A 21,854-nucleotide genomic window follows, 5' to 3' on the forward strand; every position below is an offset into this window, starting at 1 on the left:
GCGTCACCCCGCTTTCTTCTCCGCATTCTTGAGCTCTTGAAGACGCTCATCAATCAACTGGCACTTATCCGGCACGTCCTTGCTGGCGGTCTCCAGGTCCATGGCCTGCAGTTCCTTATTCATTTCCTTAGCCTTGTCCGGGTTCTGTTCGGTGAGCCTGGTCACTTCCTTGGCCAATTGTTCACGCTTGGCGGTGGCTTGCTCGGGCGTGCAAGTGGCCCAGGCGGGCAGGGCGCAGGTGAGGGTGGCGGCGAGGGTGAGTTTGAGGAGGGTGTTCATGGCAGGGCCTCGTATTCCTTGTTGGGCTGATAAGGGGTTGAGGCCACGCGAGGGTGGAAAGTTCATTGGCTGGATGTTGCGAGGTACGCCCGCGATTGTTTCTGTCCGTCTCGCAGGAAGTCTCCGGTTCCGCATCGGACCTTTCGTACTTCCGTGGGGAAGGCGTCTTATTTCAGATGAATGGTTTCGGTAATAGTCCCGCGGATCAAACAAATAGTTGACGTCAAAATGATGGCTAATTAGTATCGCGCCACTATTTTGATATCGTTTTTGCTAGAGGGATCTAACATGTCCTCCCCCTTACTTTGGGCGAGGTTGTGCGTAGCTTTGCTGTGCCTTTCTCCGCTTCCCCTTGCTCACGCTGCCCCCACCCCCGGCGAAACCGACCTTATCCGCGAGCGTCAGAACCGCTTGCTCGAAGAGCAGCGTCAACGTCTGGAAGAGCTCAAGGACTTACCCGGCAAGGCGGAGAAACCGGCCCAGCCAACAGCGCCTGCCGATGCCCGATGTTTCCCCATCAAGACCATTGAACTCAAAGGTGCCGACAGTCTTTCGGCCAGTGAGCGTGAGCGGTTGCTCAAACCTTACATCGGCCAATGCCTGGGCGTGACGCAGCTCAATGAGCTGCTCAAAGTCATCACCGATCACTACATCGAAAAAGGCCTGGTCACCAGCCGGGCCTATTTACCGCAGCAGGATTTGTCCGGTGGGCATTTAAGCGTGCTGGTGGTGGAAGGACGGCTTGAAGGCTTGAAGGGTGCCGAGAACAGCAAGCTCTCGGACCGTGAATTGGCCATGGCCTTTCCTGGCAAGACCGGCGAGTTGGTCAACCTGCGAGAGATCGAGCAGATGGTCGATCAGCTCAATCGCCTGCCATCGAATCAGGCGAAGATGGAGCTGACCCCCGGCCAGAACGTCGGTGGCAGTGAAGTGCGCGTCACCAACGAAGTACAAAAGCCCTGGCGTGCCGGGCTGTCGCGTAGCAACGACGGCCAGCGCAGCACCGGCGAGCAGCAGTGGGGCACCAGTTTTGAGTGGGACAGCCCGCTGGGCTTGGCCGATCAGTTGATGTTGCGCGGTGGTCACGATGCGATGACCGACCACCAACACACCTCCAACAACGCCATGCTCTATTACAACTTGCCTTTTGGCTGGTGGAACGTCAGTTACACCTACAGTCGGAGCGAGTACCGCTCGCAGATCCCGGCCAACGGTTTCAACTTCAAGCAGACCGGCGACAGCCAGAACCATCAGTTGCGAGTCGAACGGGTGATTCACCGCGACGCCCTGAGCAAGACGTCTCTCAACACCGGCCTGGCCTACCTGCGCACCAATAACTTCATTGAAGACAGCAAACTGGACGTCAGCAGCAATCGCCTGAGTGAAGGGCAGTTTGGCATCAACCATGGCCGACGGGTCGGCAGTGCTTTCGTCAACCTGGACCTGGGTGTGCAGCAAGGCATCGGCGCTTTCGATGCCCAGGGCGATCACGATCCGGGTCCCGGCCAGGCCGACGCCCGTTATCGCAAATACACCGCCACCGTCAGTTACCTGCAACCGTTCAAGTTGTGGGGCGAATCGTTCAGTTTCAGCAGCCTGATGACCGGCCAGCGCAGCGAGGACGTGCTGTTCAGCCCCCAGCGCATGAGCCTGGGCGGACAATCGTCGATTCGTGGCTACAAGGACCAGTCGCTGTCCGGCGACAGCGGTGGTTATTGGCGCAACGACCTGCGCTGGAGCCGCCCGGTGACGCTGGAGTGGTTGCGCCCGGTGTTCGCTGAATACGGCACCAGCCTCGGTTACGACCAAGGCGTGATTCGTGGCGGCCGCTACAACGACGACCAGCACGGGCGCATGTCGAGCAATTCGCTGGAGTTGTTCGCCCGCGGCCAGCACCTGAGCGCCAGCGTCACCTTCGCCCATTCCCTGGAACGCCCGGATGCCCTGACCGAGCGCGAAGCGCCGATCTACTTCCGCGTGGATGTATTCCTCTAATTCCTGCTGCAACGAGACCCGATCATGGACGACCGCCAACACGCCTTTCTGGCCCGCCAGCCTTCTGCTGCCTTGCAAACCCGCGAGCATTTCTGGGGCATGCCCAAGCGCGGCCTGGCGTTCCTGTTGGCCAACGTTATGTTCTGGCAACCGCTGATGACGAACGGGGACAGACCACGTTTTCTATGATGTAGAAACGTGGTCTGTCCCGGTTTTATTTTGAGTGGATGGCCTCATCCTCCTGAAAAATGGATTGGAAGGTGTAAACCTTATTCAGTACGGGTTAAAAAGGGGACGAATTTGGGGTAATGGGGACAGCCCACGTTATCTGTGCAGTTTCTTAAATAGAAATGTGGTCTGTCCCTGAAAGAAACAACAACCTCAACCACCACGACATGAGCGACTTTGTCGGGGACATGAATGCCTGTGGTAGCAGCGAGACTTGTCAGAAGAGTGGGTTGCCTAAAGTCGGCTCCTTGAGGGGGGACGCAGAAATCCCGTCCAAAAATGCTTCTCCGGATATGGTTCGATCTATTGAACGTCAGAATGAGGCGGCCAAAAAGCTTGCTCAAGCAGGGTATGATGTTGAACAGTTAGCAAATACAGGGCGAAAGGGCCCAAATCCAGATTTGCGAATTAATGGTGACTTGGCGGATGTGTTTTCGCCGATAGCAAATACTCCTATTTCAGTATTGATGACAGTGACTGAAAAGGTCCAAAAACAGGCCAGTAGTATTGTTGTGAATTTAGCTGATACACCACTGACTTTTGGTCAGATAGAGACGGCGCTCACCTCACGACCCGTTGAAGGTTTGAAGAGATTGTATTTGATGAGGAACAATGAATTTAGAGTGGTTGAGGTGCTGAAATGACCATTATGATGAGCCTTGAAATAGAAGAGGGAGTTTCGTTTGATGAGCTTTCCTTGGTTCTCTGTAGTATGGGGGATTGCTCAGTCGATGCTAAGCATTTGGTTGGTAATTTTCGTTATTCAAATTGTTATTTTGTTTTTCGGTATGTTTTTCCGAATGATGATGTTGCTACAGATGGTGTGTTAGTGGATTGGAAGGTAGGAGTGCGAGGAGCATTTCACTGTTCCATTGAGATGCTGGCGGAGTGCTCGGAAGATATCAAAATGTTTCTTGAGAATTTTTCGAAAGAGTTTGACTTTAAGTTTGTGCTCTCATTTCAATATGAAAGTGTATATGCCTGGCGTGATGAGTTTGGTCTGAGCTTTCTGAAAAGTATGATTGAGTGCTGAGATAAAAAGAGAAAAAAGGGGGTGGATTTAAATGGCACTTACTTAACGGATAACTAGCTGATATATCTGAAAGAAATTAAAAAAGGCTAACCTTGGTCTACGGTTCTTCAGGGGTAGACCACATATCTGTGTAGATTTTAGATGTAAAATTTTGTTTGTACCCAAGAGATCCCGATCTGCGGGGTTATTCGCCAGCATGTTGATTTGTTGCAGATAGGAAAGCCCGCTTTCGTGTGATTCATCCCCTGGACAGTTCGGTCATTCCCTTGGCGCGTGCGTGGAAAAGGGGACACCCATTAGCCGGTCTCAAGTCAAGGCTAAAAGCCAACTCCGGGCATCTCTCATGAACTCCGCAATGGCCTCTGGTGTGCTGAGATATTCTGCGGGGTCAAATTCTGTAGAGGTCTCGATCATTTTGCTCTCCGCGTATGTGAAAAACGGGCGACCCAAAGGTCGCCCGTTTTCGTTATTCAGCAGCCTGCGCCCGCAACCGCCTCCCAATCACGTCCATCACATCACACCCATCACGCAACGCTATCGTCAACATCTTGCAAAAGTCTGAAAGGACCACCGTATCGGAGCTGATATCCGAACGGAACGCGATATTTTCCAGCAGTTGGGTCACGGTGCGGATGCGGTAGTCGGCGGTTTCGAAGAGGACATCGAGCGGGGCTTCGGTGTCGATGAGCAGGGTGGCCGGGGTGCAGTCAATTCCGGTGATGGACATGTATCTGGTCATAGTCAGAGCCTCGAAAGTTGATTGAGTCTCTCTGTAGGTCGGGTCGCCAAACCCGGTCGCCTTTTTTGGGTGACGAAGGACTATAGAGCGATCCACTCTTGAGCCACAAGACACCGCTTTCCGAGCTTCATGTAGGACCTTTGGCCTGGCAGTTGTCGGCTTTGGCTGAGGCAACGCAGGCGACTGCTGCGCAGTCGAGCGGGAGCAAGCTCCCTCGCCACAGGGTTCGCGCTCGACTTGCGCGGGTTGGCGCATCAGCCATGGCAGCAGCTATGGGGCTTGGCCTCTTCGTATTTATCGTGATGCCGCACCCAGTCCATGATTTCGTCTTCGTTGCGGCCCTTGGGCGTGAGATCGAGGTAGTTGTAGGTGCCGACCAGGATGTCGAGGCCGCGGGCGTAGGTGGAGTAGGTGTGGAAGATGTCGCCGGCTTCGTTGCGATAGAAGACGCTCAGGCCTGGGAGTTCGCCTTCGGTGGTGTCGGATTTTTCGTAGTTGTAGGTGGCTTTTCCGGCGGCGGTGTCTTCGGGTTTGAAGCTGACGCCGAAGTCGTAGTTGAAGTCGCAGCCTTCTGACGAGACCCAGTCGAAGGCCCAGCCCATGCGACGTTTGAACGGCTGGAACTCGGCGAACGGCGCGCGGGAGACGGCGACCACGGCGACGTCATGGTGGGCCAGGTGTTGGTTGGCGCCGTCGATGTGGTCGGACAGAAATGAGCAGCCATCACAGCCTTCTGTCCAGCCGGGGCCGAACATGAAGTGGTAGATGATCAGTTGGCTGCGGCCGCCGAACAGGTCGGCCAGGGTCAGTTCGCCGTTGGGGCCCTGGAAACGGTAGGGTTTGTCGATTTTTACCCAGGGCAGGGCGCGGCGTTCTGCGCTGAGTTTGTCGCGTTCGCGGGTGAAGGCTTTTTCGTGGATCAGGTGCTGGCGACGGGCGGCGAGCCATTCTTCCCGCGAGACGACGGCATGATTTTCTACGTTCATGGTGAATTCTCCTGCGTGGCAGAGCCGCTGATTCGGCACTTCTGTCAGTGGTCGTTTGGCCCGGGGGGAATTCGACAGGCCGTTGGTCGGCTTGGGCCATAGCCCACCGGTAAGCCCGGCTGAACGGCAGCGCAGCGCCTGGGTCACACTTTAAGTAGGCATCTCACTCTTTGGAGGATGGACCAGGATGACGACTTATAACTGGGACTTGATCGAACGGTTGTTGCACGAAGTGCAAAACGGCGCCGGCCACAGCTTTACCCCTCGGCCTTATGCGGAGCAGTACGCGGCAGAGAAGGCAGCCGCAGGCGAGCCGATCGAGAACCTCGATCATCTGAAAGCGGTCGCCGGGGAGTACGAAAAGCTGCTGTTGGAGCGTAACTATATCGAGCCTCGGCCGGAGGAAGAGGGCGGTAACGGCGAGAACTTTGTGCTGACGCCCCGTGGCTCGCGGTTGTTGAGCCTGATCGACAGCAGCATCCCGGGCAATGATCATCCGCGCCAGGTGCTGGATGAGCAGGATGATGCGCTGGATGAGTTTACTTTTGATGAGGTGGCTTCGAAGGCGCAGATTGCCTGACAGGCCTGCACTGAGCCCTGTGGGAGCGAGCTTGCTCGCGATAGCGGTCTGACATCAACAGGTGTGTTGCCTGTTCTGCCGCTATCGCGAGCAAGCTCGCTCCCACATTCGATCTCCCACATGCATCTCAGTGGTTTTATGAGCGTGCTGCCTTCAGGCACTTCAAATCACTGAAATCCTTTTTCACCCGGTCGATTTTCCTCAGCAAATGTTCGCGCTGCGTCGGGGTGCTGTCGGCCATCACGTCCACCAGCAGGCTGCGGGCCTGGGCTTCGGTTTTGTCGAAGGCCTGGCGGTAGGCGGGGGTCCAGAGGCTTTCGCGGTCGACCAGCAGTTGCTCGATGCGCTTGGGGAAATCGGGGCTGTGGCGTTGGGCCACAGCTTCGCTGAACTGGTTTTGCCAGTGCGCGCGGTTGGCGATCCATTGCTGGTTTTGATCGCCCAAGGCTCGGGACCAGGCCTGCACGCGTTGGCGCTGGGTTTCGCTTAGCGGGCCGAGCCAGTCGTTCAGGCGTTTCTCCATGCGTTCGCTGCGCTCCTGGATTTGCTGCTGCAACGTCGGCTTGAGGTATTGCTGCTGGCGTTTGCGTTGGTCTTTGACGAACGCGGCGTCCATGTCCGCGACCTGATCGTCGTTCAACCCCTGCAATAACTCGATGGCCGACGGGGTGATTTCCCGGGCGGTTTCGGCGATGGCGGCCTTGGCTTCCCGGGTACGCTGTTGCAGGGCCTGGTCGGTCACCTGGTTGGTTTGCACCATGTTCTTCAAGCGGTCCAGCCAGTCAAGGTAGCCGGGCAGTTGTGTGGTGCAATGCCAGTTCAAGTGTTCATTGAGACGGTCGTTGAACCAGTCCTTTTGCTCGCCATTGATGTCCAGATAGTCGTTGAGCGTCCAGGGGATGATCAGGTCGAGGTTGCGGTAGGCCAGGCCCACGCGGCTGCAGGCGGTGACGGTGAGCAGCAGGGCCATGAGCAGGGCGATGCGGGTGAACCAGCGCGACATGAGCGAGTCCTTGCGAAGGCATGGGTTGCGAAGGCGTAACTGTCTTGTTTGAGCATGGCAGGTGCGCGGCAGTTCAGCCGATCGAATAAGTAACGCTTAGTAAAAAGGGTGGGCCATCTTGAGGGTCAGCAGGCCGTCGCATTCGCTGTTGTGGCCGGAGTACGCCGAGCAACGGCTGCCGCTCAGGCTGGAGTCGCTGTAGATCAGGTCCAGGTCGATGCCTCTCCAGGGGCGGGAAATTTTCAACGACCAGTCACTGAAACTGCCTACATAACCGTCCTCCACCGACACCGGTGAGTTGTACTGGTGGGTGGTGTATTTGGCGCTGACGCCAATGCCAAACGGCACGTTGCCGCCCAGGTCGGCAAACAAGGTGCTGTTCTGTTTATCCGGGTCGTTGCTGAAGGCCGCGCCGAAACGGCTGCCCAGTACGGTCAGGCCACCGAAGAATTCCTGGCTGTCGAGCGTGTCGAGGGTGGGGTAGCTGTAGTGGATCAGGCCGATTTCGTAACCCAGGGTCTGGTCGAAGGGCTGTTTGAAGCCCATGTAGGAATCGACTTCAAGATTGCTCGATGGGCTCAGGCCAACGCTGGGCGACCACTGGCCCACGTACCAGCCGCTGTCGTGGCTCAGGTCCAGGCCGCCATGAAACGAGCCGGTGCTTGACGGCGTGACCAGGCCCTGGGCCATGCTGCGGCTGGGCGTGGTGCCGAGTTTGAGGTCGAAGTCGCCGAGCTCGCCCTGAAACACCTGCCCATGGGCGAGAGGGCAGGCCAGCAGGCTGAGCGTCAGGGAGACAATGGGAATGCGCATGCTTCACTCCATGGATAGCGAGGAGCAGGATCGGTCATCAAGCTGAAACACTTGAGCTAGAGAGGTGCAAGCATACCGGCGAAAGCTCGGCAGCGAAGGCCGTTCGTCGATTCTTGCAGGATGAGGGTAAGCGGGGAGGTTCCAGTCCAAGCGCTTCGAAGCTCAAAGCGCTTTGGGACCAGGTGACGCGCGGGTTACTTTTTGCCCAGGCTGATCTGCTTGGACGGGCCGAATGTCTGGCCGCTGACGCCCTTGGCAATTTGCTGGATTTCACCGCCGGACTTGAGGAATGCAGCGATCTGGTCGTTGATAGACTCGCTGGTTTCCACGGCTGGAGCGGGCTTTGCTTTGCTGTTGGATGCTTTTACGCGCATGACGGCCATTAACCTGTAAATAATTAATTGGGCCAGGTATCGTACAGGAAATACTTGACAATTGCTTGGCAAATATACTCCCTCAATTATCACGCCGGGTGCTGGAATAAGGCGTGGTGTATGCCGTCATTATTGCCCTAAGCCACTGTTTTAAATAGCAACCCTCTGGACTGTATAACTTAAAAACGGCTGGCCGAAACGGCCTGGAGGGCCGTTGTCCGCCTGACGAATGGCCGCATACGCGAGGAAAACCCAGGGAAATCAACGGCTGCACAAGGCCCTTCCGGCCGCCCGCGCCAGAGGCCACGAATCACGCCGCAAAACCGGGTAGAATGCCGCCCACGCAATGAGGGTATTGGAAATGGCTTTAGTCGGGCGCTACAACAGTTTGCAAGTGGTTAAACACACTCACTTCGGTTTATATCTGGACGGCGGTGCGGACGGCGAAATTCTGCTGCCCAATCGTTATATCCCCAAGGATATTCCCAGCGAAGATGAAGACTGGCTCAATGTTTTTATTTATCTGGACAGCGACGACAAACTGATCGCTACCACGGAAAAACCCAAGGTTCAGGTCGGAGAGTTTGCCAGCCTGAAAGTGGTTGAAGTCAACAGCATCGGTGTATTCCTGGACTGGGGCCTGCCCAAGGACTTGCTGCTGCCGTATTCCGAAGAAAAGCGCCAGATGACCGCCGGCGAATATTGCGTGGTGCACGTCTACCTCGACAAGCACACCCGCCGCATCACCGCCACGGCGCGCCTGGACCGTTATCTGGACAAGACCCCGGCCAACTACACGCCGGGGCAGGAAGTCGATTTGCTGGTCGCCGAAGCCACCGACATGGGCTTCAAGGCGATCATCAATAACAAGCACTGGGGCCTGATTCACAAGAACGAAATCTTCAAGTTCATGCGCGCCGGCAAGCAGGAAAAAGGTTTCATCAAGGAAATCCGCCCGGACGGCAAGATCAGCTTGAGTTTGCAACCGGTGGGTCAGGAAGCGGCGACCAGCCTCAATGCCAAGATCCTCGCCAAGTTGCGCGAAAACAACGGCACGCTGCCGGTCAGCGACAAGAGCGACCCGGTGCTGATCAGCAGCCTGTTTGGTGTCAGCAAGGGCAACTTCAAGAAAGCCATTGGTGCGCTCTACAAGAATGGGCAAATTGTCATTCATGCTGATCGGATTGAGTTGAGCTGACGGCCCGCTTCGAACATGCCACCTCGGTGTGTTTGATCATTCCCACGCTCTGCGTGGGAATGCATCCCGTGACGCTCTGCGTCACCTTCCAGACGCGGAACGCGGAGCGTCCCTGGCGACATTCCCACGCAGGAGCGTGGGAACGATCAAGACTCTGAAAGACCGCATTGCCTTCATCGCGGGCAAGCCTTGCTCCCACGGATTGATCTTCGCTGTATACAAAACCCTGCACCTTTAGCATGCGCCCGCGCCCTGTTCGTGGGCGCGTGCCTGCTCCTGCCCGGCTTTAGTCCCCGCCACACACCGCAGTTTGTCTCATACTCCCCACATCTGGCACGCATTCTGCGTAGCAACCCGTATACAAACCATGCCGGCTCCCGTGCGCAGTATGGTGAGCAGGTTGATACGGGGGCACGGCGGTCCTCAAAAGGAGCCTCGCAATGTCCGAGCAACTGCCCAACGGCTACAGCCCTCGTCTCTATAACGAAGACCTGGGCCCGCTGCCGCAGAAATGGAACTGGTACAACATTTTCGCGTTTTGGATGAGTGATGTGCACAGCGTCGGCGGTTATGTGTTCGCTGCCAGCCTGTTCGCGTTGGGGCTGGCGAGTTGGCAGGTGTTGATTGCGTTGCTCTGCGGCATCTGCCTCGTGCAGTTGATCGCCAATCTGGTTGCCAAACCGAGCCAGCAAGCGGCGGTGCCGTATCCGGTGATCTGTCGCCTGGCGTTTGGGGTCTTCGGCGCGAATATTCCTGCGGTGATCCGCGGCTTGATCGCAGTGGCGTGGTACGGCATTCAGACGTACCTGGCTTCCAGCGCGCTGATCATTGTGGTGCTGCGGTTTTTTCCTTCCATGGAAGTCTATGCCTCGCCGCAATTTGCCGGATTGTCCTACTTGGGCTGGTTCGGTTTCCTCAGCTTGTGGTTCGTCCAGGCGCTGGTGTTCTGGGCCGGTATGGAGTCGATCCGTCGCTTTATCGACTGGGCCGGACCGGTGGTGTACGCCGTAATGTTCCTGTTGGCGGGTTGGATCGTATGGAAAGCCGGCTGGAGCAACATCAATTTCACTCTGGCGGAGAAGTCCTTGTCCGGCTGGCAAGCGTTCGGTCAGGTGATCGTCGCGACGGCGTTGGTGGTGTCGTACTTCTCCGGCCCGACCCTCAATTTTGGTGATTTCAGTCGCTACTGCCGGAGCATGTCTGACGTGCGCCGTGGCAATTTCTGGGGGCTGCCGGTGAATTTCCTGGCGTTCTCCCTGGTGACCGTGGTGATTGTTTCCGGGACGTTGCCGGTGTTCGGCGAAATGCTCCATGACCCGATCGCCACCGTGGCGCGTATCGACAACGACGTGGCGGTGTTGCTGGGCGCCTTTGCCTTTGTGACTGCCACCATCGGCATCAATATTGTCGCCAATTTTGTATCCCCGGCGTTCGACTTCGCCAACGTCGCCCCCAGCAAGATCAGCTGGCGTGCCGGCGGCATGATTGCCGCGATTGCATCGATATTCATCACGCCGTGGAACCTGTTCAACAACCCCGAAGTGATTCACTACACCCTGGACGTGCTGGCAGCGTTCATCGGTCCGCTGTTCGGGATTCTGTTGGTGGATTACTACCTGATCAAAAAGCAGCAGATCGACGTCGATGCGCTGTTCAATGACGGGCCCAGCGGGCGCTATTACTACAGCGGCGGCATCAACTGGACGGCGGTCAAGGCGCTGGTGCCGGCGACGTTGATGGGCGTGGCGATTACCTTCACGCCGATGTTGCAACCGATGGCCAATTTCGCCTGGTTCACCGGTTGCTTCCTGGGCGGGGTGTTGTATTTCGCCTTGGCACGGCGTGACTCGACCGTGCACCTGAGCCCATCGCTCGGCCAGGCCTGATTAACGCAGGGCGGTCTGGGCGCAAGGGCTCACCGTACCCCCGCTGGCGGGCCGCAGTAACAGCCCGCCGGCCAGCAGCAGGCCACTGCCGGCAATGATCAGCGCCGGTTGCAAGCCACCGCTGAAGTGGCTGCTCGACGCCGCCAGCAATGGCCCGCTGAGCTGGCCCAAGGCAAAGCAGGCGGTCAACAGGCCCGCGTTGCGCTGGGTGGCGTGGGGTGCCAGTTCCCGGGAACGCAGCATTACCAGTTGCATGCAGGCCAGGAATGGTGCTCCACACAGGATTACGCCCAGCGCCAGCCCCGGCCCGCTGCCCAGCAGGCAGGCGAATACTCCGGCGGCTTGCAGCCAGAGTGTACCGATCAGCCAGCGACCGGTGGTGTTCGGGTTGGGACGACGCAAGCTGACCAGCAACACGCCAGTGGCGGCGGCCAGACCGAAGCAGGGCCAGAACAGGTCTGCTTGCCATTGCCCGTGGAACTGCGCCGAGGCCATCTGCGACAGGAAGGTGGCGGGAATGATGTAGCCCAAGCCGTACAGGGCATACACCACGCCAAGTCGAGCGATGCCACGGTTCGGCGAGGCGCTGACGGGCGCTGTAGCGGTCGCGGCTGCGGCGGGTTGCGGCAGAATCGGCAGAATCACCAGCAGCATCGCCAATGCCACGCCGGCATACACAAGCCACAGGGTCGCGGAGGTCTGGCCGAGCAGGTTCGAGCCCAAGGCGAGCAAACCGGTCAGAAAAATCCCCAACCCTGGGCCGGCAAACACCAGGGCGCCGAGCCGTGGCCGTCCCGCCGCCGCAGCCAAGGGTTGGCTCAGGGCGGTGATCATCACCAACACCCAGGCGCTTGCCACTCCGGTACCAAAGCGCAGTGCCAAGTGTGGCCAGAAGCCCCAGGCCCAGAACGAAGCCAGGGTCAGCAGCACGCACAGCCACAGGCCCCCGATCAAACGCCGCCGCAACTGTTCCGGACGGCGGGCGAACATGGCGTCCAGCGCGCCGAGGAAGTAACCCAGGTAGTTGGCCGCGGCAATCAGACCGGCGGCGGTCAAGTCGATCTGACCTTCGCCGATTAAATGAGGTAACTGCGGCGTTAAGGCGAAGCGACCAATGCCCATGGCCATCATCAGGGCGATGAAACTGCCGAGCAGGCGAATCAGAGGTGACATGGCGGGTCTCCAGCGTTGAGGCGAATGACCGTCAGGCTAGGACTGATTGACTTTCATTAAAAATGAATAATAGTGAGTAACTTGTTCATTTTTGGAGAATGTCGTGAAGTTCAGCCAATTGCGGATTTTCCAGGCCGTGGCCGAGGAAGGCTCCATTACCCGCGCTGCCGAGCGGTTGCATCGGGTGCCGTCGAACCTCTCGACCCGGCTCAAGCAGCTTGAGGAGCAACTGGGCGTGGATCTTTTCCTGCGCGAGCGTCAGCGTTTGCAGCTATCGCCGGCGGGAAAAGTCCTGCTGGACTATGCGATCAAGCTTTTTGCTCTGCACGACGAAGCCCATGCTGCCGTGCAGGGCGGGCAACCGGCCGGGGATTTTGTGTTGGGTACGATGTACAGCACGGCGGCGATTCATTTGCCGGACCTGCTGGCCGGTTATCACCGCACGTACCCGGCGGTGAATTTGCAGGTGCAGTCGGCGCCCAGCGGTGAACTGCTCGAAGGCTTGCTCACCGGGCGCCTTGACGCGGCGCTGGTGGACGGCCCGCTGGAGCTGGCGGGGTTGGACGGGGTGCCGTTGTGCGACGAGCGGCTGGTGCTGATCACCGAGGCCGATCACCCGCCAGTGCGCAGTGCGTTGGATGTGCAGGGCCGCTCGGTATTCACCTTTCGCCAGGGCTGTTCCTACCGCATGCGTCTGGAAGCCTGGTTTGCCCATGACCATGCGGCCATGGGCCGGGCGATGGAGATTGAGTCTTATCAGGGGATGCTGGCCTGTGTGATTGCCGGCTCCGGGGTGGCGCTGATGTCCGAGTCGATGCTCGCCAGCCTGCCGGGCCGCGAGCGTGTGAGGATGCATCCGTTGGCCGAGCCGTTTGCCAATGCCACGACTTGGCTGATGTGGCGCAAAGGGATGGTGGGGGCCAATCTCACCGCCTGGATTGAACTGCAGCAACAGGCCTGGCCGCGGGCGCCGCTGATGGTGGAACGATCAGCTTGAGCGCCTAGCGTTGGATTTTGATGGATTCAGTAACAGATCATTGCAATGTGTGACGAGCATTGCGTAGGACTTCGGACTATTATCAGTGCGAAGGGGCCACAGAATTTTGCCGCTCGTACCACCCTGAAGGGGGCACCACGATGAAAGAGAAAATCCAGAACTGGCTTCACGACTTGGGTGTCGCGCTCGGCCTGATCGAGCCGCCCATGCAACCGATCCCTATCCGCACCGATGACGAGCAGCGCCGCCGCCAGCCGCGCCGTCGGTAAAGACACCGCGAATATCGGAGAGATCGCAGTCTCAGGCTGTTTCAGTTGAAACAGCCTGAGACTGCGATCTTTTTTGTTTTTGAAGGAAAATCTCTGTGGGAGCGAGCCTGCTCGCGATAGCGGCGGATCAGCCACCATTGATATTGGCTGATACACCGCTATCGCGAGCAGGCTCGCTCCCACAGGGTTTTCATCGTCTGGAACTGAGCGATACAAGGGCAAAAAAAAGGGTGTGGCCACCGACGCCACACCGTCGAAGAAAAACTGCTTTCAGACCGCCTTGGCCATCATTTTCGACCGTGGTGACAACAGACTCACCACCACGAAACTCACCAGCGCCACGCTCAGGCTGTAGTAGATCGGCGTATTGGCGTCCAGGCCGTCCTTGATCATGAAGAACAGCGCGGTCAAAAAGCCCAGCGACATGCTGGTGATCGCGCCGGCCGTGGTTGCGCGTTTCCAGTAGATGGCGCCGATCAGCGGAATCAGCATGCCGCCCACCAACAGGTTGTAGGCCAGGGTCAGGGCACTGATCACATCGCTCACCACCAGGGCGATGCCCAACACCACCACGCCCAGCAGCAGGGTCGCGATGCGGTTTTCATGAACGTCGCCATTGCCGCTTTCACGACCCTGGCGCAGACGCGGCAGCAGGTCCTGGACCACAGTGGTGGAGGCTGCCAGCAGGCCGGCCGCGGCGGTGGACATCAAGGCCGCCAGGGCGGCGGCGATCACCAACCCGCGAATGCCGTTGGGCAGGCTGGTCTGGACGACGCTGGCAAAGGCGTTGTTGACGTTTTCCAGGTCCGGCAGCAATACCTTGGCCGCCATGCCGATCAAGGCCCCGGCCAGGCCATACAGCACGCAGTACAGGCCTGCGGCGGTACCGGCCACTTTCGCCACGCCTTCGCTACGGGCGGTGAACACCCGCTGCCAGATGTCCTGGCCAATGAAGATGCCGAAGAAGTAGATCAGGAAGTAGGTGAGGATGGTGTCCCAGCCAATCGCGGTGAAATCGAAGTAGCTGGCCGGCAAGGCCGCCACCATCGCGTCCCAGCCGCCCGCATCGCTGATGGACATCGGCATCAGCAGGAACACCAGGCCGACGGTCATGATCAAGAATTGCACGATGTCGGTGAGGGTCAGCGACCACATGCCGCCGATGGTGGAATACAGCACGACGACACCGCCGCCCACCAGGATCGACACCCAGAACGGCAGGCCGAACAACACCTGCATCACCGTGCCGATGGCGATGGTCGAGGTGGCGCCGATCATCAACGCATAAACCAGCATGATCAGTGCACTGGCGTGGCGCGCGGCGGGGTTGTAGCGGCGCTCCAGCACTTGGGTCACGGTGTAGATCTTGAGTTTGAGCAACGGTTTGGCGAGGAACAGACTCAGGCCGACGATACCCAGGCCGATGGCGCCGCACAGCCAGAACCCGGAAATCCCATGGACGTAGCCCAGCCGCACGGTGCCGATGGTGGAGGCGCCGCCCAGAACGGTGGCGGCCATGGTGCCCAGGTAAAAGCCCGGGCCGAGGTTGCGCCCGGCGACCAGGTAGTCGTCACGAGTCTTGGCGCGGCGCATGCCGTACCAACCCAGGGCAATCATGCCGGTGGCATAGATGAGAACGACGATTAAATCCAAAGCCATGATGGCGTGTCTCCGATTGTCTTTTTTATAGTTAGGTCGAGATGGCGCCATGGACAGATGGAGTCGAGCGTTGCCGTTGTGGCGAGGGGATTTATCCCCGTTGGGCTGCGCAGCCGCCCCATGGCAGTCAACTCAATCTGTCAGGCACACTGATATGTCAGGGTTTGGGAGCGCTGCGCGCTCCAGCGGGGATAAATCCCCTCGCCACAGGTTCAGCGCTCGGTGAGACCGAACCCTTGCTACGCGGATCATCCGGCCCATACACCGCCGCCGGCTCGGGAAACAACCCAAGCAGCACCAGGTAAATCACCGAGGCCAGGCCCAGGGTCACCGGCAGGCCGATGTCGATGCCACCGGCCAGTTCGCCCAGCGGTCCGACGAACTGCCCAGGCAGGTTGACGAAGCACAGCCCCACCAGCGCGCTGGGAATCCAGGCCCCCAGGCCGCGCCAGTTCCAGCCGTGGCTGAACCAGTAGCGCCCGCCGGTTTCGCCACGGGTGAACACTTGCAGATCATCCGGGCAGTAGAAGCCGCGGCGCACCAGCAGGCCGATGATCATGATCACCATCCATGGCGTAGTGCAGGTGATGATCAGCACGGCGAAGGTCGATACGCTCTGCACCAGGTTCGCGGCGAAGCGCCCGATGAAGATGAAGGCAATCGACAGCACGCCGATCAGCAGTGTTGCCTTGACCCGCGACAGAACTCGTGGGAACACGCTGGACATGTCCAGTCCGGTGCCATACAGCGACGTGGTGCCGGTGGACATGCCGCCGATCACCGCGATCAGGCACACCGGCAGGAAGAACCAGCCCGGCGAAACCGCCAGCAGGCCGCCCACATAGTTATTGGCTGCGATGTAGTCCGGTGCCTTGATCGCCACGATGGTGGCCGTGGCGAGGCCGAACAGGAACGGGATCAGCGTCGCCAGTTGAGCGGCGATCACCGCCAGCATGATGCGTCGCTTGGGCGTGTTGCGCGGGATGTAACGCGACCAGTCACCCAGGAACGCGCCGAAGGAAATCGGGTTGCTCATGGCGACCAGTGCCGCGCCGATGAACGCCGCCCAGAAGCCCGGCTGGCCTAGGCCGACGGTGCCGGCGAACTGGCTGTCGAAGGCCGGCGCGAAGGCGGCGATGCCCAGCAGAAACAGCAGGCTGGCGGCCCACACGGCGATGCGGTTGACCCACAACATGAAACGAAAGCCGTAGATGCACACCGTCAATACCAGCAAGGCGAACAGGCCGTAGGCCAGGCCCAGGCTCAAGTCGGTTTCCGGTACGCCGATCAAGCGCTTGGCGCCACCGATCAACGCATCTCCCGAACTCCACACCGACAGGGAGAAGAACGCGATGGCCGTCAGCAGCGACAGGAACGAGCCGACGATCCGCCCGTGTACGCCGAAATGCGCCCCGGAGGACACTGCGTTGTTGGTGCCGTTGAGCGGGCCGAACAGGCCCATGGGCGCGAGGATGATCGAACCGAGCACCACCCCCAGCACAATCGCCCAGACCCCGGCCTGGAACGAGAGGCCGAACAGCACCGGGAAACTGCCGAGCACGGCGGTGGCGAAGGTGTTGGCACCGCCGAAGATCAGTCGAAACAGATCCGTCGGGCCAGCGGTTCGTTCATGGTCCGGGATCTGCTCGACCCCGTTGGTTTCGATTTGCGTAAGGCTTTTGTCGTTATTGTTATGCATGATCTGCTCCGATCATAAAGGCGCGCCCATCGTGTGCGAGCGTCGTCTGTTTGGCTAAGGGGGTGGCAGCCCTTCCGGCATAGCGGACAAATGTTCATGGCAGGCCAGCCATAGGCCCTGTTGTTCTTGTGTGCGTCCTTCCTGCTTGCGGAACAGAATGGTTTCGCGCTCCTGGCTAAAGTGTCGCTCCCCTTGCATGCGCAACTCGGTGGCCACGTCATGGATGAAAATCGCCACGTCCCCTTGCAGGCTGACGAAGGCGTTGCTCGAGGTACACGACAGCACCTCGAAGCCACCCTCGGACCGCCAGCGGTCCCACAACGTCTGGTAGGCATTGCGAGACAGCAGAGGTTGTTCGAGGGTGTAGAACACGAAACTCGCGTCGGGTGTGAAGGCGCCGAAGTAGGCGTCACGGTCATTGCGGGCGAAGGCCGACACCAGTTCAGCGGCGGCCTTGAACACTTGAGCCTGATCGTTCATGACCGCGCCTCAGCGATGGACCACACCGGGCAGTACGCAGAGCATCTCGTACAGCAGGTTGGCGCCCAGCAGCGAGGTGTTGCCGGTGGTGTCGTAAGGCGGCGAGACTTCTACCAGATCGCAACCGACCAGGTCCAGGCCCTGGCAGCCACGCACGATTTCGATGGCCTGGATGGTGGTCAGGCCACCGATTTCCGGGGTGCCGGTGCCAGGGGCCCAGGCCGGGTCGATGCCGTCGATATCGAAGCTCAGGTACACCGGGCCGCCGCCGACCTTCTCGCGGACTTCGGCCATCAGTGGGGCGAGGGATTTGTGCCAGCACTCTTCGGCCTGGACTACGCGGAAACCCTGGTTGCGGCTCCAGTTGAAGTCATCGGCGGTGTAGCCCTGGGCCCGCAGGCCGATCTGCACCACGCGGTCGCAATCGAGCAAGCCTTCTTCCACCGCGCGGCGGAAGGTGGTGCCGTGGGCGATTTTCTCGCCGAACATGTGATCGTTCACATCGGCATGGGCGTCGATGTGCACCAGGCCGACCTTGCCGTGTTTCTTGTGGATCGCCCGCAGGATCGGCAGGGTGATGGTGTGATCGCCGCCCAGGGTCAGGGGAATGACGTTGTGTTCCAGAATCTTGTGGTACGACTCTTCGATGATCCGCACGGCGTCCAGCAGGTTGAAGGTGTTGATCGGCACATCACCGATATCGGCCACCGACAACGAGTCGAACGGCGCGGCACCGGTGGCCATGTTGTAGGGACGGATCATTACCGATTCAGCGCGGATCTCGCGGGGCCCGAAACGGGTGCCGGCGCGCAGGGAGGTGCCGATGTCCAGCGGCACGCCGACGAAAGCAGCGTCCAGGCCGGCAGCGGTTTGTAAATGGGGGAGTCGCATCATGGTGGCGATGCCGCCGAAGCGCGGCATTTCGTTGCCGCCCAGTGGTTGGTGAAGAATCTTGTCCACGGGTAGGGCCTCATCGTTGTTTTATTTATCAGGGGCCGATTCTGCGAAAAGCCTGGGAGTGGAAGAATCGCTGGGGGCAAATACTTAGTTCAGATTTTTCTAAACTAATTCGGGATGGGGCGATAGACTCGCGATTGATCTCTGGGGGCAACACCATGCTTGCAAGCTGTGCAAGCAAAGCTGTGGGAGCAAAGCTTGCTCGCGACATAGGCGCCTCGGTTCCAAGGGGGAAACCGCGTTGACTTCATCGCGGGCAAGCCTTGCTCCCACAGATAAACCCCCTTGCCACAAAGTGTGCAGTGACCCGCCTGTATGGAGAGACCCCATGGCCAACGCTCTACCCGACCTGAAACTGTTGCGCATTTTCGTCAGCGTCGTGCGGCACCAGGGGTTCGCCAATGCCCAGCATGAGCTCAACCTTTCCACGTCGGCCATCAGCACCTACATGAGCCAGCTCGAATCGGCCCTGGGCCTGGTGTTGTGTCATCGTGGGCGGGGTGGGTTCAGCCTGACCAGCAAGGGCGAGTTGTTCCACCAGGAGACCCTGCGTCTGTTGGGCGAGCTTGAAGGGTTCGAGCAATACGCCGCCGCGCTGAAAGGCGAGTTGCGCGGCACGCTGAACCTGGGGGTGATCGATTCCACCGTCAGCGACAAAGCCCTGCCGTTCGCCGAAGCCATCGGCGCCTACAGCCAGGAGCATCCGGCAGTCCACCTGCACCTGTCGGTCATGAGCCCGTACGAACTGCAACTGGGCGTGCAGGACAACCGCCTGGACCTGGCCATCGGCGCGTTTTCCACGCGCATGAGCGGCCTGGTCTACATGCCGCTGTACCGTGAGCAGCACTGGTTGTATTGCAGCAACCGTCACCCGCTGTTCAACGAGCGGCGTATCCCCGAGCAACTCATCACCCAGCAGCGCATGGTCGGGCGCGGTTACTGGAGCCAGGCCGAACTGGCACGCCACGGCTTCAAGCACAGCGCGGCGACGGTGGAGAGCATGGAAGCGCAGTTGATCCTGGTATTGTCCGGCGCCTACGTCGGCTATTTGCCCGAACACTATGCCCAGGCCTGGGTGGACAAGGGCGATTTGCGCGTGTTGTTGCCGGCCACTTTTGGTTATCAGGCACCGTTTTCGATGATCGTACGCCGTGGCCGCAGCCGTGAGCCGCTGATCCAGACTTTTCGCGATCTGCTCAAGGCGCAGCTCAATCAGGCCTGAGGTGCCGTCATGTCCAGAATTCATTGTCCGCGCTGCCACAGGCCGCAAAGTCATTGCCTGTGCCCGCTGATCCCCAGCCTCGACAGTCGCACCCGGGTGCTGTTGTTGCAGCATCCCAGCGAGGTGAACCATGCCCTGAACACCGCGCGGCTGGCGGCGTTGGGGCTCAATAATGCCGAGTTGATCGTGGGCGAGGTGTTCGAGGATTTGCCTGGGTTGCTCAATCAACCGGGTTATCAGGCGCGGCTTTTGTTTCCCGGCGAAGAGGCGCAGCCCATGCATGCTTATGCTCCGTCTGAGGATCCGCTGCTACTGGTCGTCCCGGACGGCACCTGGCGCAAGGCGCGCAAGCTGCTGCACCTCAACCCTCTGTTAGCGGCGCTGCCGAGGGTGACGCTGGCCGCGGGCAGTGTGTCTCGATACCGCTTGCGCAAGGCGCCAGGGCCAGGGGCATTGTCGACGGTGGAGGCGGTTGTCCAGGCGCTGCAAACCCTTGAGGCACCGGCCCGTTTTGAGCCGTTGCTGAGGCCGTTCGAAGCGTTGATCGAGGGGCAGATTGCGGCGATGGGGGAGGAGGTTTTTCGGCGTAATCATGCCGAGAAATGAGTGGTGCCTTTGCTGGCCTCATCGCGAGCAGGCTCGCTCCCACAGTTGATCTCCAGTGCATGCAAAAATCTGCTAACACCACAGATCCAATGTGGGAGCGAGCCTGCTCGCGATCGCGGCAGCACAATCAACCAAAGTCTCAGCTCAAGGCCTACCGCTCACGCATCGCCTCAGTCCGCGCCTTCAACACCGGCTTGAGCAGGTAATCCAGGACACTTTTCTCCCCGGTAATGATGTCCACCGTCGCCACCATCCCAGGAATGATCAACAACGGTTTGGCATCGCCGCCCAAGTGATTTTTATCTGTGCGCACCTGGATCAGGTAGAAGCTGTTGCCCTTGTCATCGGTGATGGTGTCGGCGCCGATCAGTTCGAGCCTGGCGCTCATCCCGCCGTAGATCGTGTAGTCATAGGCACTGAACTTGACCATGGCTTTCTGGCCCGGATGCAGGAAGGCCACGTCCTGGGGGCGGACCTTGGCTTCGATCAGTAGGTTGTCTTCCAGCGGCACGATTTCTGCCATGTCGCTGCCCGGCTGCACTACGCCGCCGATGGTGTTGACCTTTAGCTGCTTGATCACCCCATGTACCGGCGAGACCACGGTGGTGCGGGTCACGCGGTCGTCGATGGCAATGCTCGAAGCGGTGATTTTTGACAACTCCGTGCGTTTCTCATTGAGTTCCTTGGCCGCTTCGGAGCGAAAGGACTGTTCCGATTCGTCGATCTTGCTCTTGATCTCGTTGATCGCCGATTCGGCCCGAGGAATCGCCAGGGTGGTGGCGTTGAGTGAGCCACGGATTTCCACTGCGCTGCGTTTGAGCCGCAGGATTTCCACCGGCGACACCGCCCCGGTGCGCACCAGTGGTGCCGACATGTTCATCTCTTCTTGCAGCAAGGCCAGGCTGGAACTGAACTGGCCCTGCTTGGAGCGAAACTCCGCCAGCTCCTGGGTTTTCTGGCGCAGTTGTTCGGACAGCGTCCGCTGTTCGCTGGCCAGGCGCCGCTGTCGTTGTTCATACAGCGAGCGTTCGTCCTCGGCCACTTGCGGGGCCTTGCTGATGACTTCAGCGGACAGTTCGAAAGGTCGGCCTTCGGCTTCGGCCGACAAGCGTTCGACCTGGGCGGTCAGAGCATAACGGTCGGCCTCGCTTTCGCCCTTGTTCGACAGAAACCGTGTGTCGTCCAGGCGTAGCAGGGTGTCGCCCTTGTTCACCATCTGCCCTTCGCGCACGAAAATCTCGGTGACGATGCCGCCCTCCAGGTTCTGGATTACCTGAATCTTGCTCGAAGGAATGGCCTTGCCTTCACCGGTGGTGACTTCCTGCAAGACTGCCAGTTTGGCCCACACCAACGCGGTGATGATCAGTCCGGCCGCCAGCCATACCGTCACCCGCGAGCGACGGGGCGAATCCTGCAGCGCGGCACCGGCGGTTTCCGGCATGAACTCGCTTTCGGCGCTTTTGCTGAAACTGCCGAAGTAGCTTCGGGCCGCTGAATCGGGTGTTTGAGCAGACATGGGGATACCCGTCAGTTAAAAGAGCTAAGGTCGGTGCGGCTTTTGTGGCGAGGGGATTTATCCCCGCTGGGCTGCGAAGCAACCCTAAAACCAGACACCTCGGTGTGCCAGCCTGATTGAGTTGATTGCTCTTGGGGCTGCTTGGCAGCCCAGCGGGGATAA

The 21,854-nt window shown here is 59.3% G+C and carries 23 protein-coding genes; 11 read left to right on the top strand and 12 right to left on the bottom strand.

Translation table 11 applies throughout. The features are described 5' to 3' along the window. Nucleotides 1-3: 3 nt before the first annotated feature. On the bottom strand, nt 4-279 hold the full coding sequence (locus T3A99_RS23795; protein ID WP_160891860.1) for a hypothetical protein: 276 nt from the start codon (nt 277-279) through the stop codon (nt 4-6). A 288-nt stretch (nt 280-567) separates the two neighbouring features. On the opposite strand from T3A99_RS23795, the gene T3A99_RS23800 reads away from it, so the two are divergent. The 4 genes from T3A99_RS23800 to T3A99_RS23815 all read left to right on the top strand — a co-directional run bounded on the left by T3A99_RS23800 (nt 568) and on the right by T3A99_RS23815 (nt 3,535). Next, on the top strand, nt 568-2,274 hold the full coding sequence (locus T3A99_RS23800) for a ShlB/FhaC/HecB family hemolysin secretion/activation protein (RefSeq protein WP_322834856.1): 1,707 nt from the start codon (nt 568-570) through the stop codon (nt 2,272-2,274). 24 nt (nt 2,275-2,298) lie between these two features. Then, entirely contained in the window at nt 2,299-2,463 is a 165-nt protein-coding gene (locus T3A99_RS23805; protein WP_155417175.1) for a hypothetical protein, read from the top strand. Between the two features lie 206 nt (nt 2,464-2,669). Then, nucleotides 2,670-3,146, top strand: coding sequence for a hypothetical protein (locus T3A99_RS23810; protein ID WP_322834857.1), 477 nt, complete (start codon nt 2,670-2,672; stop codon nt 3,144-3,146). Then, a complete protein-coding gene (locus T3A99_RS23815; RefSeq protein WP_322834858.1) occupies nt 3,143-3,535 on the top strand; it encodes a hypothetical protein in 393 nt (130 codons plus the stop codon). Before T3A99_RS23810 ends, T3A99_RS23815 begins: the two co-directional genes overlap by 4 nt. A gap of 466 nt (nt 3,536-4,001) precedes the next feature. Here T3A99_RS23815 and T3A99_RS23820 read toward each other — a convergent pair whose 3' ends face one another. After that, nucleotides 4,002-4,274, bottom strand: coding sequence for a hypothetical protein (locus T3A99_RS23820; protein ID WP_322834859.1), 273 nt, complete (start codon nt 4,272-4,274; stop codon nt 4,002-4,004). A 254-nt stretch (nt 4,275-4,528) separates the two neighbouring features. Further along, nucleotides 4,529-5,260, bottom strand: a complete 732-nt coding sequence (locus tag T3A99_RS23825) for a thioredoxin family protein (RefSeq protein WP_322834860.1) — start codon at nt 5,258-5,260, stop codon at nt 4,529-4,531. Nucleotides 5,261-5,447: 187 nt separating this feature from the next. Here T3A99_RS23825 and T3A99_RS23830 point away from each other — a divergent pair, with 187 nt between their 5' ends. After that, entirely contained in the window at nt 5,448-5,840 is a 393-nt protein-coding gene (locus T3A99_RS23830) for a hypothetical protein (RefSeq protein WP_047227908.1), read from the top strand. 136 nt (nt 5,841-5,976) lie between these two features. Here T3A99_RS23830 and T3A99_RS23835 read toward each other — a convergent pair whose 3' ends face one another. From T3A99_RS23835 to T3A99_RS23845, 3 genes are all read right to left on the bottom strand, one after another. After that, the gene (locus T3A99_RS23835; RefSeq protein WP_076385902.1) at nt 5,977-6,843 is read right to left on the bottom strand and encodes a DUF6279 family lipoprotein; all 867 of its coding nucleotides are present in this window, start codon (nt 6,841-6,843) and stop codon (nt 5,977-5,979) included. A gap of 96 nt (nt 6,844-6,939) precedes the next feature. After that, nucleotides 6,940-7,656: a TorF family putative porin gene (locus tag T3A99_RS23840; protein ID WP_107322105.1), complete on the bottom strand. Its 717-nt coding sequence runs from the start codon at nt 7,654-7,656 to the stop codon at nt 6,940-6,942. Between the two features lie 194 nt (nt 7,657-7,850). Continuing rightward, complete coding sequence (locus tag T3A99_RS23845) at nt 7,851-8,039, bottom strand: hypothetical protein (RefSeq protein WP_018607615.1); 189 nt, start codon at nt 8,037-8,039, stop codon at nt 7,851-7,853. A 352-nt stretch (nt 8,040-8,391) separates the two neighbouring features. On the opposite strand from T3A99_RS23845, the gene T3A99_RS23850 reads away from it, so the two are divergent. Then, on the top strand, nt 8,392-9,228 hold the full coding sequence (locus T3A99_RS23850; RefSeq protein WP_047227905.1) for a S1 RNA-binding domain-containing protein: 837 nt from the start codon (nt 8,392-8,394) through the stop codon (nt 9,226-9,228). Nucleotides 9,229-9,668: 440 nt separating this feature from the next. Further along, nucleotides 9,669-11,114, top strand: coding sequence for an NCS1 family nucleobase:cation symporter-1 (locus T3A99_RS23855; protein WP_322834861.1), 1,446 nt, complete (start codon nt 9,669-9,671; stop codon nt 11,112-11,114). Here T3A99_RS23855 and T3A99_RS23860 read toward each other — a convergent pair whose 3' ends face one another. Continuing rightward, nucleotides 11,115-12,287 carry an MFS transporter gene (locus T3A99_RS23860; RefSeq protein WP_047227903.1) on the bottom strand — a complete coding sequence of 391 codons (1,173 nt, stop codon included), beginning with the start codon at nt 12,285-12,287 and terminating at the stop codon, nt 11,115-11,117. It abuts the gene before it with no gap. 103 nt (nt 12,288-12,390) lie between these two features. Here T3A99_RS23860 and ptrR point away from each other — a divergent pair, with 103 nt between their 5' ends. Then, a complete protein-coding gene (gene ptrR / locus T3A99_RS23865) occupies nt 12,391-13,284 on the top strand; it encodes a putrescine utilization regulator PtrR (protein ID WP_322834862.1) in 894 nt (297 codons plus the stop codon). A gap of 140 nt (nt 13,285-13,424) precedes the next feature. After that, a complete protein-coding gene (locus T3A99_RS23870; protein WP_256222727.1) occupies nt 13,425-13,553 on the top strand; it encodes a PA1414 family protein in 129 nt (42 codons plus the stop codon). Nucleotides 13,554-13,823: 270 nt separating this feature from the next. On the opposite strand, the gene T3A99_RS23875 is transcribed toward T3A99_RS23870, so the two are convergent. The 4 genes from T3A99_RS23875 to speB form a co-directional block, all read right to left on the bottom strand. Then, nucleotides 13,824-15,212: a sodium:solute symporter gene (locus T3A99_RS23875; protein WP_076385892.1), complete on the bottom strand. Its 1,389-nt coding sequence runs from the start codon at nt 15,210-15,212 to the stop codon at nt 13,824-13,826. 157 nt (nt 15,213-15,369) lie between these two features. Then, nucleotides 15,370-16,914, bottom strand: coding sequence for a purine-cytosine permease family protein (locus T3A99_RS23880; RefSeq protein WP_240539602.1), 1,545 nt, complete (start codon nt 16,912-16,914; stop codon nt 15,370-15,372). Nucleotides 16,915-16,965: 51 nt separating this feature from the next. After that, nucleotides 16,966-17,391, bottom strand: a complete 426-nt coding sequence (locus tag T3A99_RS23885; RefSeq protein ID WP_322834863.1) for a YybH family protein — start codon at nt 17,389-17,391, stop codon at nt 16,966-16,968. Nucleotides 17,392-17,400: 9 nt separating this feature from the next. Then, the gene (gene speB, locus T3A99_RS23890; protein WP_003198979.1) at nt 17,401-18,351 is read right to left on the bottom strand and encodes an agmatinase; all 951 of its coding nucleotides are present in this window, start codon (nt 18,349-18,351) and stop codon (nt 17,401-17,403) included. Between the two features lie 325 nt (nt 18,352-18,676). On the opposite strand from speB, the gene T3A99_RS23895 reads away from it, so the two are divergent. Further along, the gene (locus T3A99_RS23895; protein ID WP_047227898.1) at nt 18,677-19,570 is read left to right on the top strand and encodes a LysR family transcriptional regulator; all 894 of its coding nucleotides are present in this window, start codon (nt 18,677-18,679) and stop codon (nt 19,568-19,570) included. Between the two features lie 9 nt (nt 19,571-19,579). Beyond that, nucleotides 19,580-20,176: a tRNA-uridine aminocarboxypropyltransferase gene (locus T3A99_RS23900; protein ID WP_322834864.1), complete on the top strand. Its 597-nt coding sequence runs from the start codon at nt 19,580-19,582 to the stop codon at nt 20,174-20,176. A gap of 151 nt (nt 20,177-20,327) precedes the next feature. Here the strand turns inward: T3A99_RS23900 and T3A99_RS23905 are convergent, their stop codons facing one another. Continuing rightward, the gene (locus T3A99_RS23905; protein WP_047227896.1) at nt 20,328-21,692 is read right to left on the bottom strand and encodes an HlyD family type I secretion periplasmic adaptor subunit; all 1,365 of its coding nucleotides are present in this window, start codon (nt 21,690-21,692) and stop codon (nt 20,328-20,330) included. Between the last annotated feature and the right edge of the window lie 162 nt (nt 21,693-21,854).

The sequence above is a fragment of the Pseudomonas sp. N-137 genome, from assembly GCF_034555295.1.
GTDB lineage: Bacteria > Pseudomonadota > Gammaproteobacteria > Pseudomonadales > Pseudomonadaceae > Aquipseudomonas > Aquipseudomonas rhizophila.

Coding starts and splice junctions, on each gene's coding strand:
- T3A99_RS23795 (WP_160891860.1), bottom strand. CDS start 279: ATGAACACCCTCCTCAAACTCACCCTCGCCGCCACCCTCACCTGCGCC.
- T3A99_RS23800 (WP_322834856.1), top strand. CDS start 568: ATGTCCTCCCCCTTACTTTGGGCGAGGTTGTGCGTAGCTTTGCTGTGC.
- T3A99_RS23805 (WP_155417175.1), top strand. CDS start 2,299: ATGGACGACCGCCAACACGCCTTTCTGGCCCGCCAGCCTTCTGCTGCC.
- T3A99_RS23810 (WP_322834857.1), top strand. CDS start 2,670: ATGAGCGACTTTGTCGGGGACATGAATGCCTGTGGTAGCAGCGAGACT.
- T3A99_RS23815 (WP_322834858.1), top strand. CDS start 3,143: ATGACCATTATGATGAGCCTTGAAATAGAAGAGGGAGTTTCGTTTGAT.
- T3A99_RS23820 (WP_322834859.1), bottom strand. CDS start 4,274: ATGACCAGATACATGTCCATCACCGGAATTGACTGCACCCCGGCCACC.
- T3A99_RS23825 (WP_322834860.1), bottom strand. CDS start 5,260: ATGAACGTAGAAAATCATGCCGTCGTCTCGCGGGAAGAATGGCTCGCC.
- T3A99_RS23830 (WP_047227908.1), top strand. CDS start 5,448: ATGACGACTTATAACTGGGACTTGATCGAACGGTTGTTGCACGAAGTG.
- T3A99_RS23835 (WP_076385902.1), bottom strand. CDS start 6,843: ATGTCGCGCTGGTTCACCCGCATCGCCCTGCTCATGGCCCTGCTGCTC.
- T3A99_RS23840 (WP_107322105.1), bottom strand. CDS start 7,656: ATGCGCATTCCCATTGTCTCCCTGACGCTCAGCCTGCTGGCCTGCCCT.
- T3A99_RS23845 (WP_018607615.1), bottom strand. CDS start 8,039: ATGGCCGTCATGCGCGTAAAAGCATCCAACAGCAAAGCAAAGCCCGCT.
- T3A99_RS23850 (WP_047227905.1), top strand. CDS start 8,392: ATGGCTTTAGTCGGGCGCTACAACAGTTTGCAAGTGGTTAAACACACT.
- T3A99_RS23855 (WP_322834861.1), top strand. CDS start 9,669: ATGTCCGAGCAACTGCCCAACGGCTACAGCCCTCGTCTCTATAACGAA.
- T3A99_RS23860 (WP_047227903.1), bottom strand. CDS start 12,287: ATGTCACCTCTGATTCGCCTGCTCGGCAGTTTCATCGCCCTGATGATG.
- T3A99_RS23870 (WP_256222727.1), top strand. CDS start 13,425: ATGAAAGAGAAAATCCAGAACTGGCTTCACGACTTGGGTGTCGCGCTC.
- T3A99_RS23875 (WP_076385892.1), bottom strand. CDS start 15,212: ATGGCTTTGGATTTAATCGTCGTTCTCATCTATGCCACCGGCATGATT.
- T3A99_RS23885 (WP_322834863.1), bottom strand. CDS start 17,391: ATGAACGATCAGGCTCAAGTGTTCAAGGCCGCCGCTGAACTGGTGTCG.
- T3A99_RS23895 (WP_047227898.1), top strand. CDS start 18,677: ATGGCCAACGCTCTACCCGACCTGAAACTGTTGCGCATTTTCGTCAGC.
- T3A99_RS23900 (WP_322834864.1), top strand. CDS start 19,580: ATGTCCAGAATTCATTGTCCGCGCTGCCACAGGCCGCAAAGTCATTGC.
- T3A99_RS23905 (WP_047227896.1), bottom strand. CDS start 21,692: ATGTCTGCTCAAACACCCGATTCAGCGGCCCGAAGCTACTTCGGCAGT.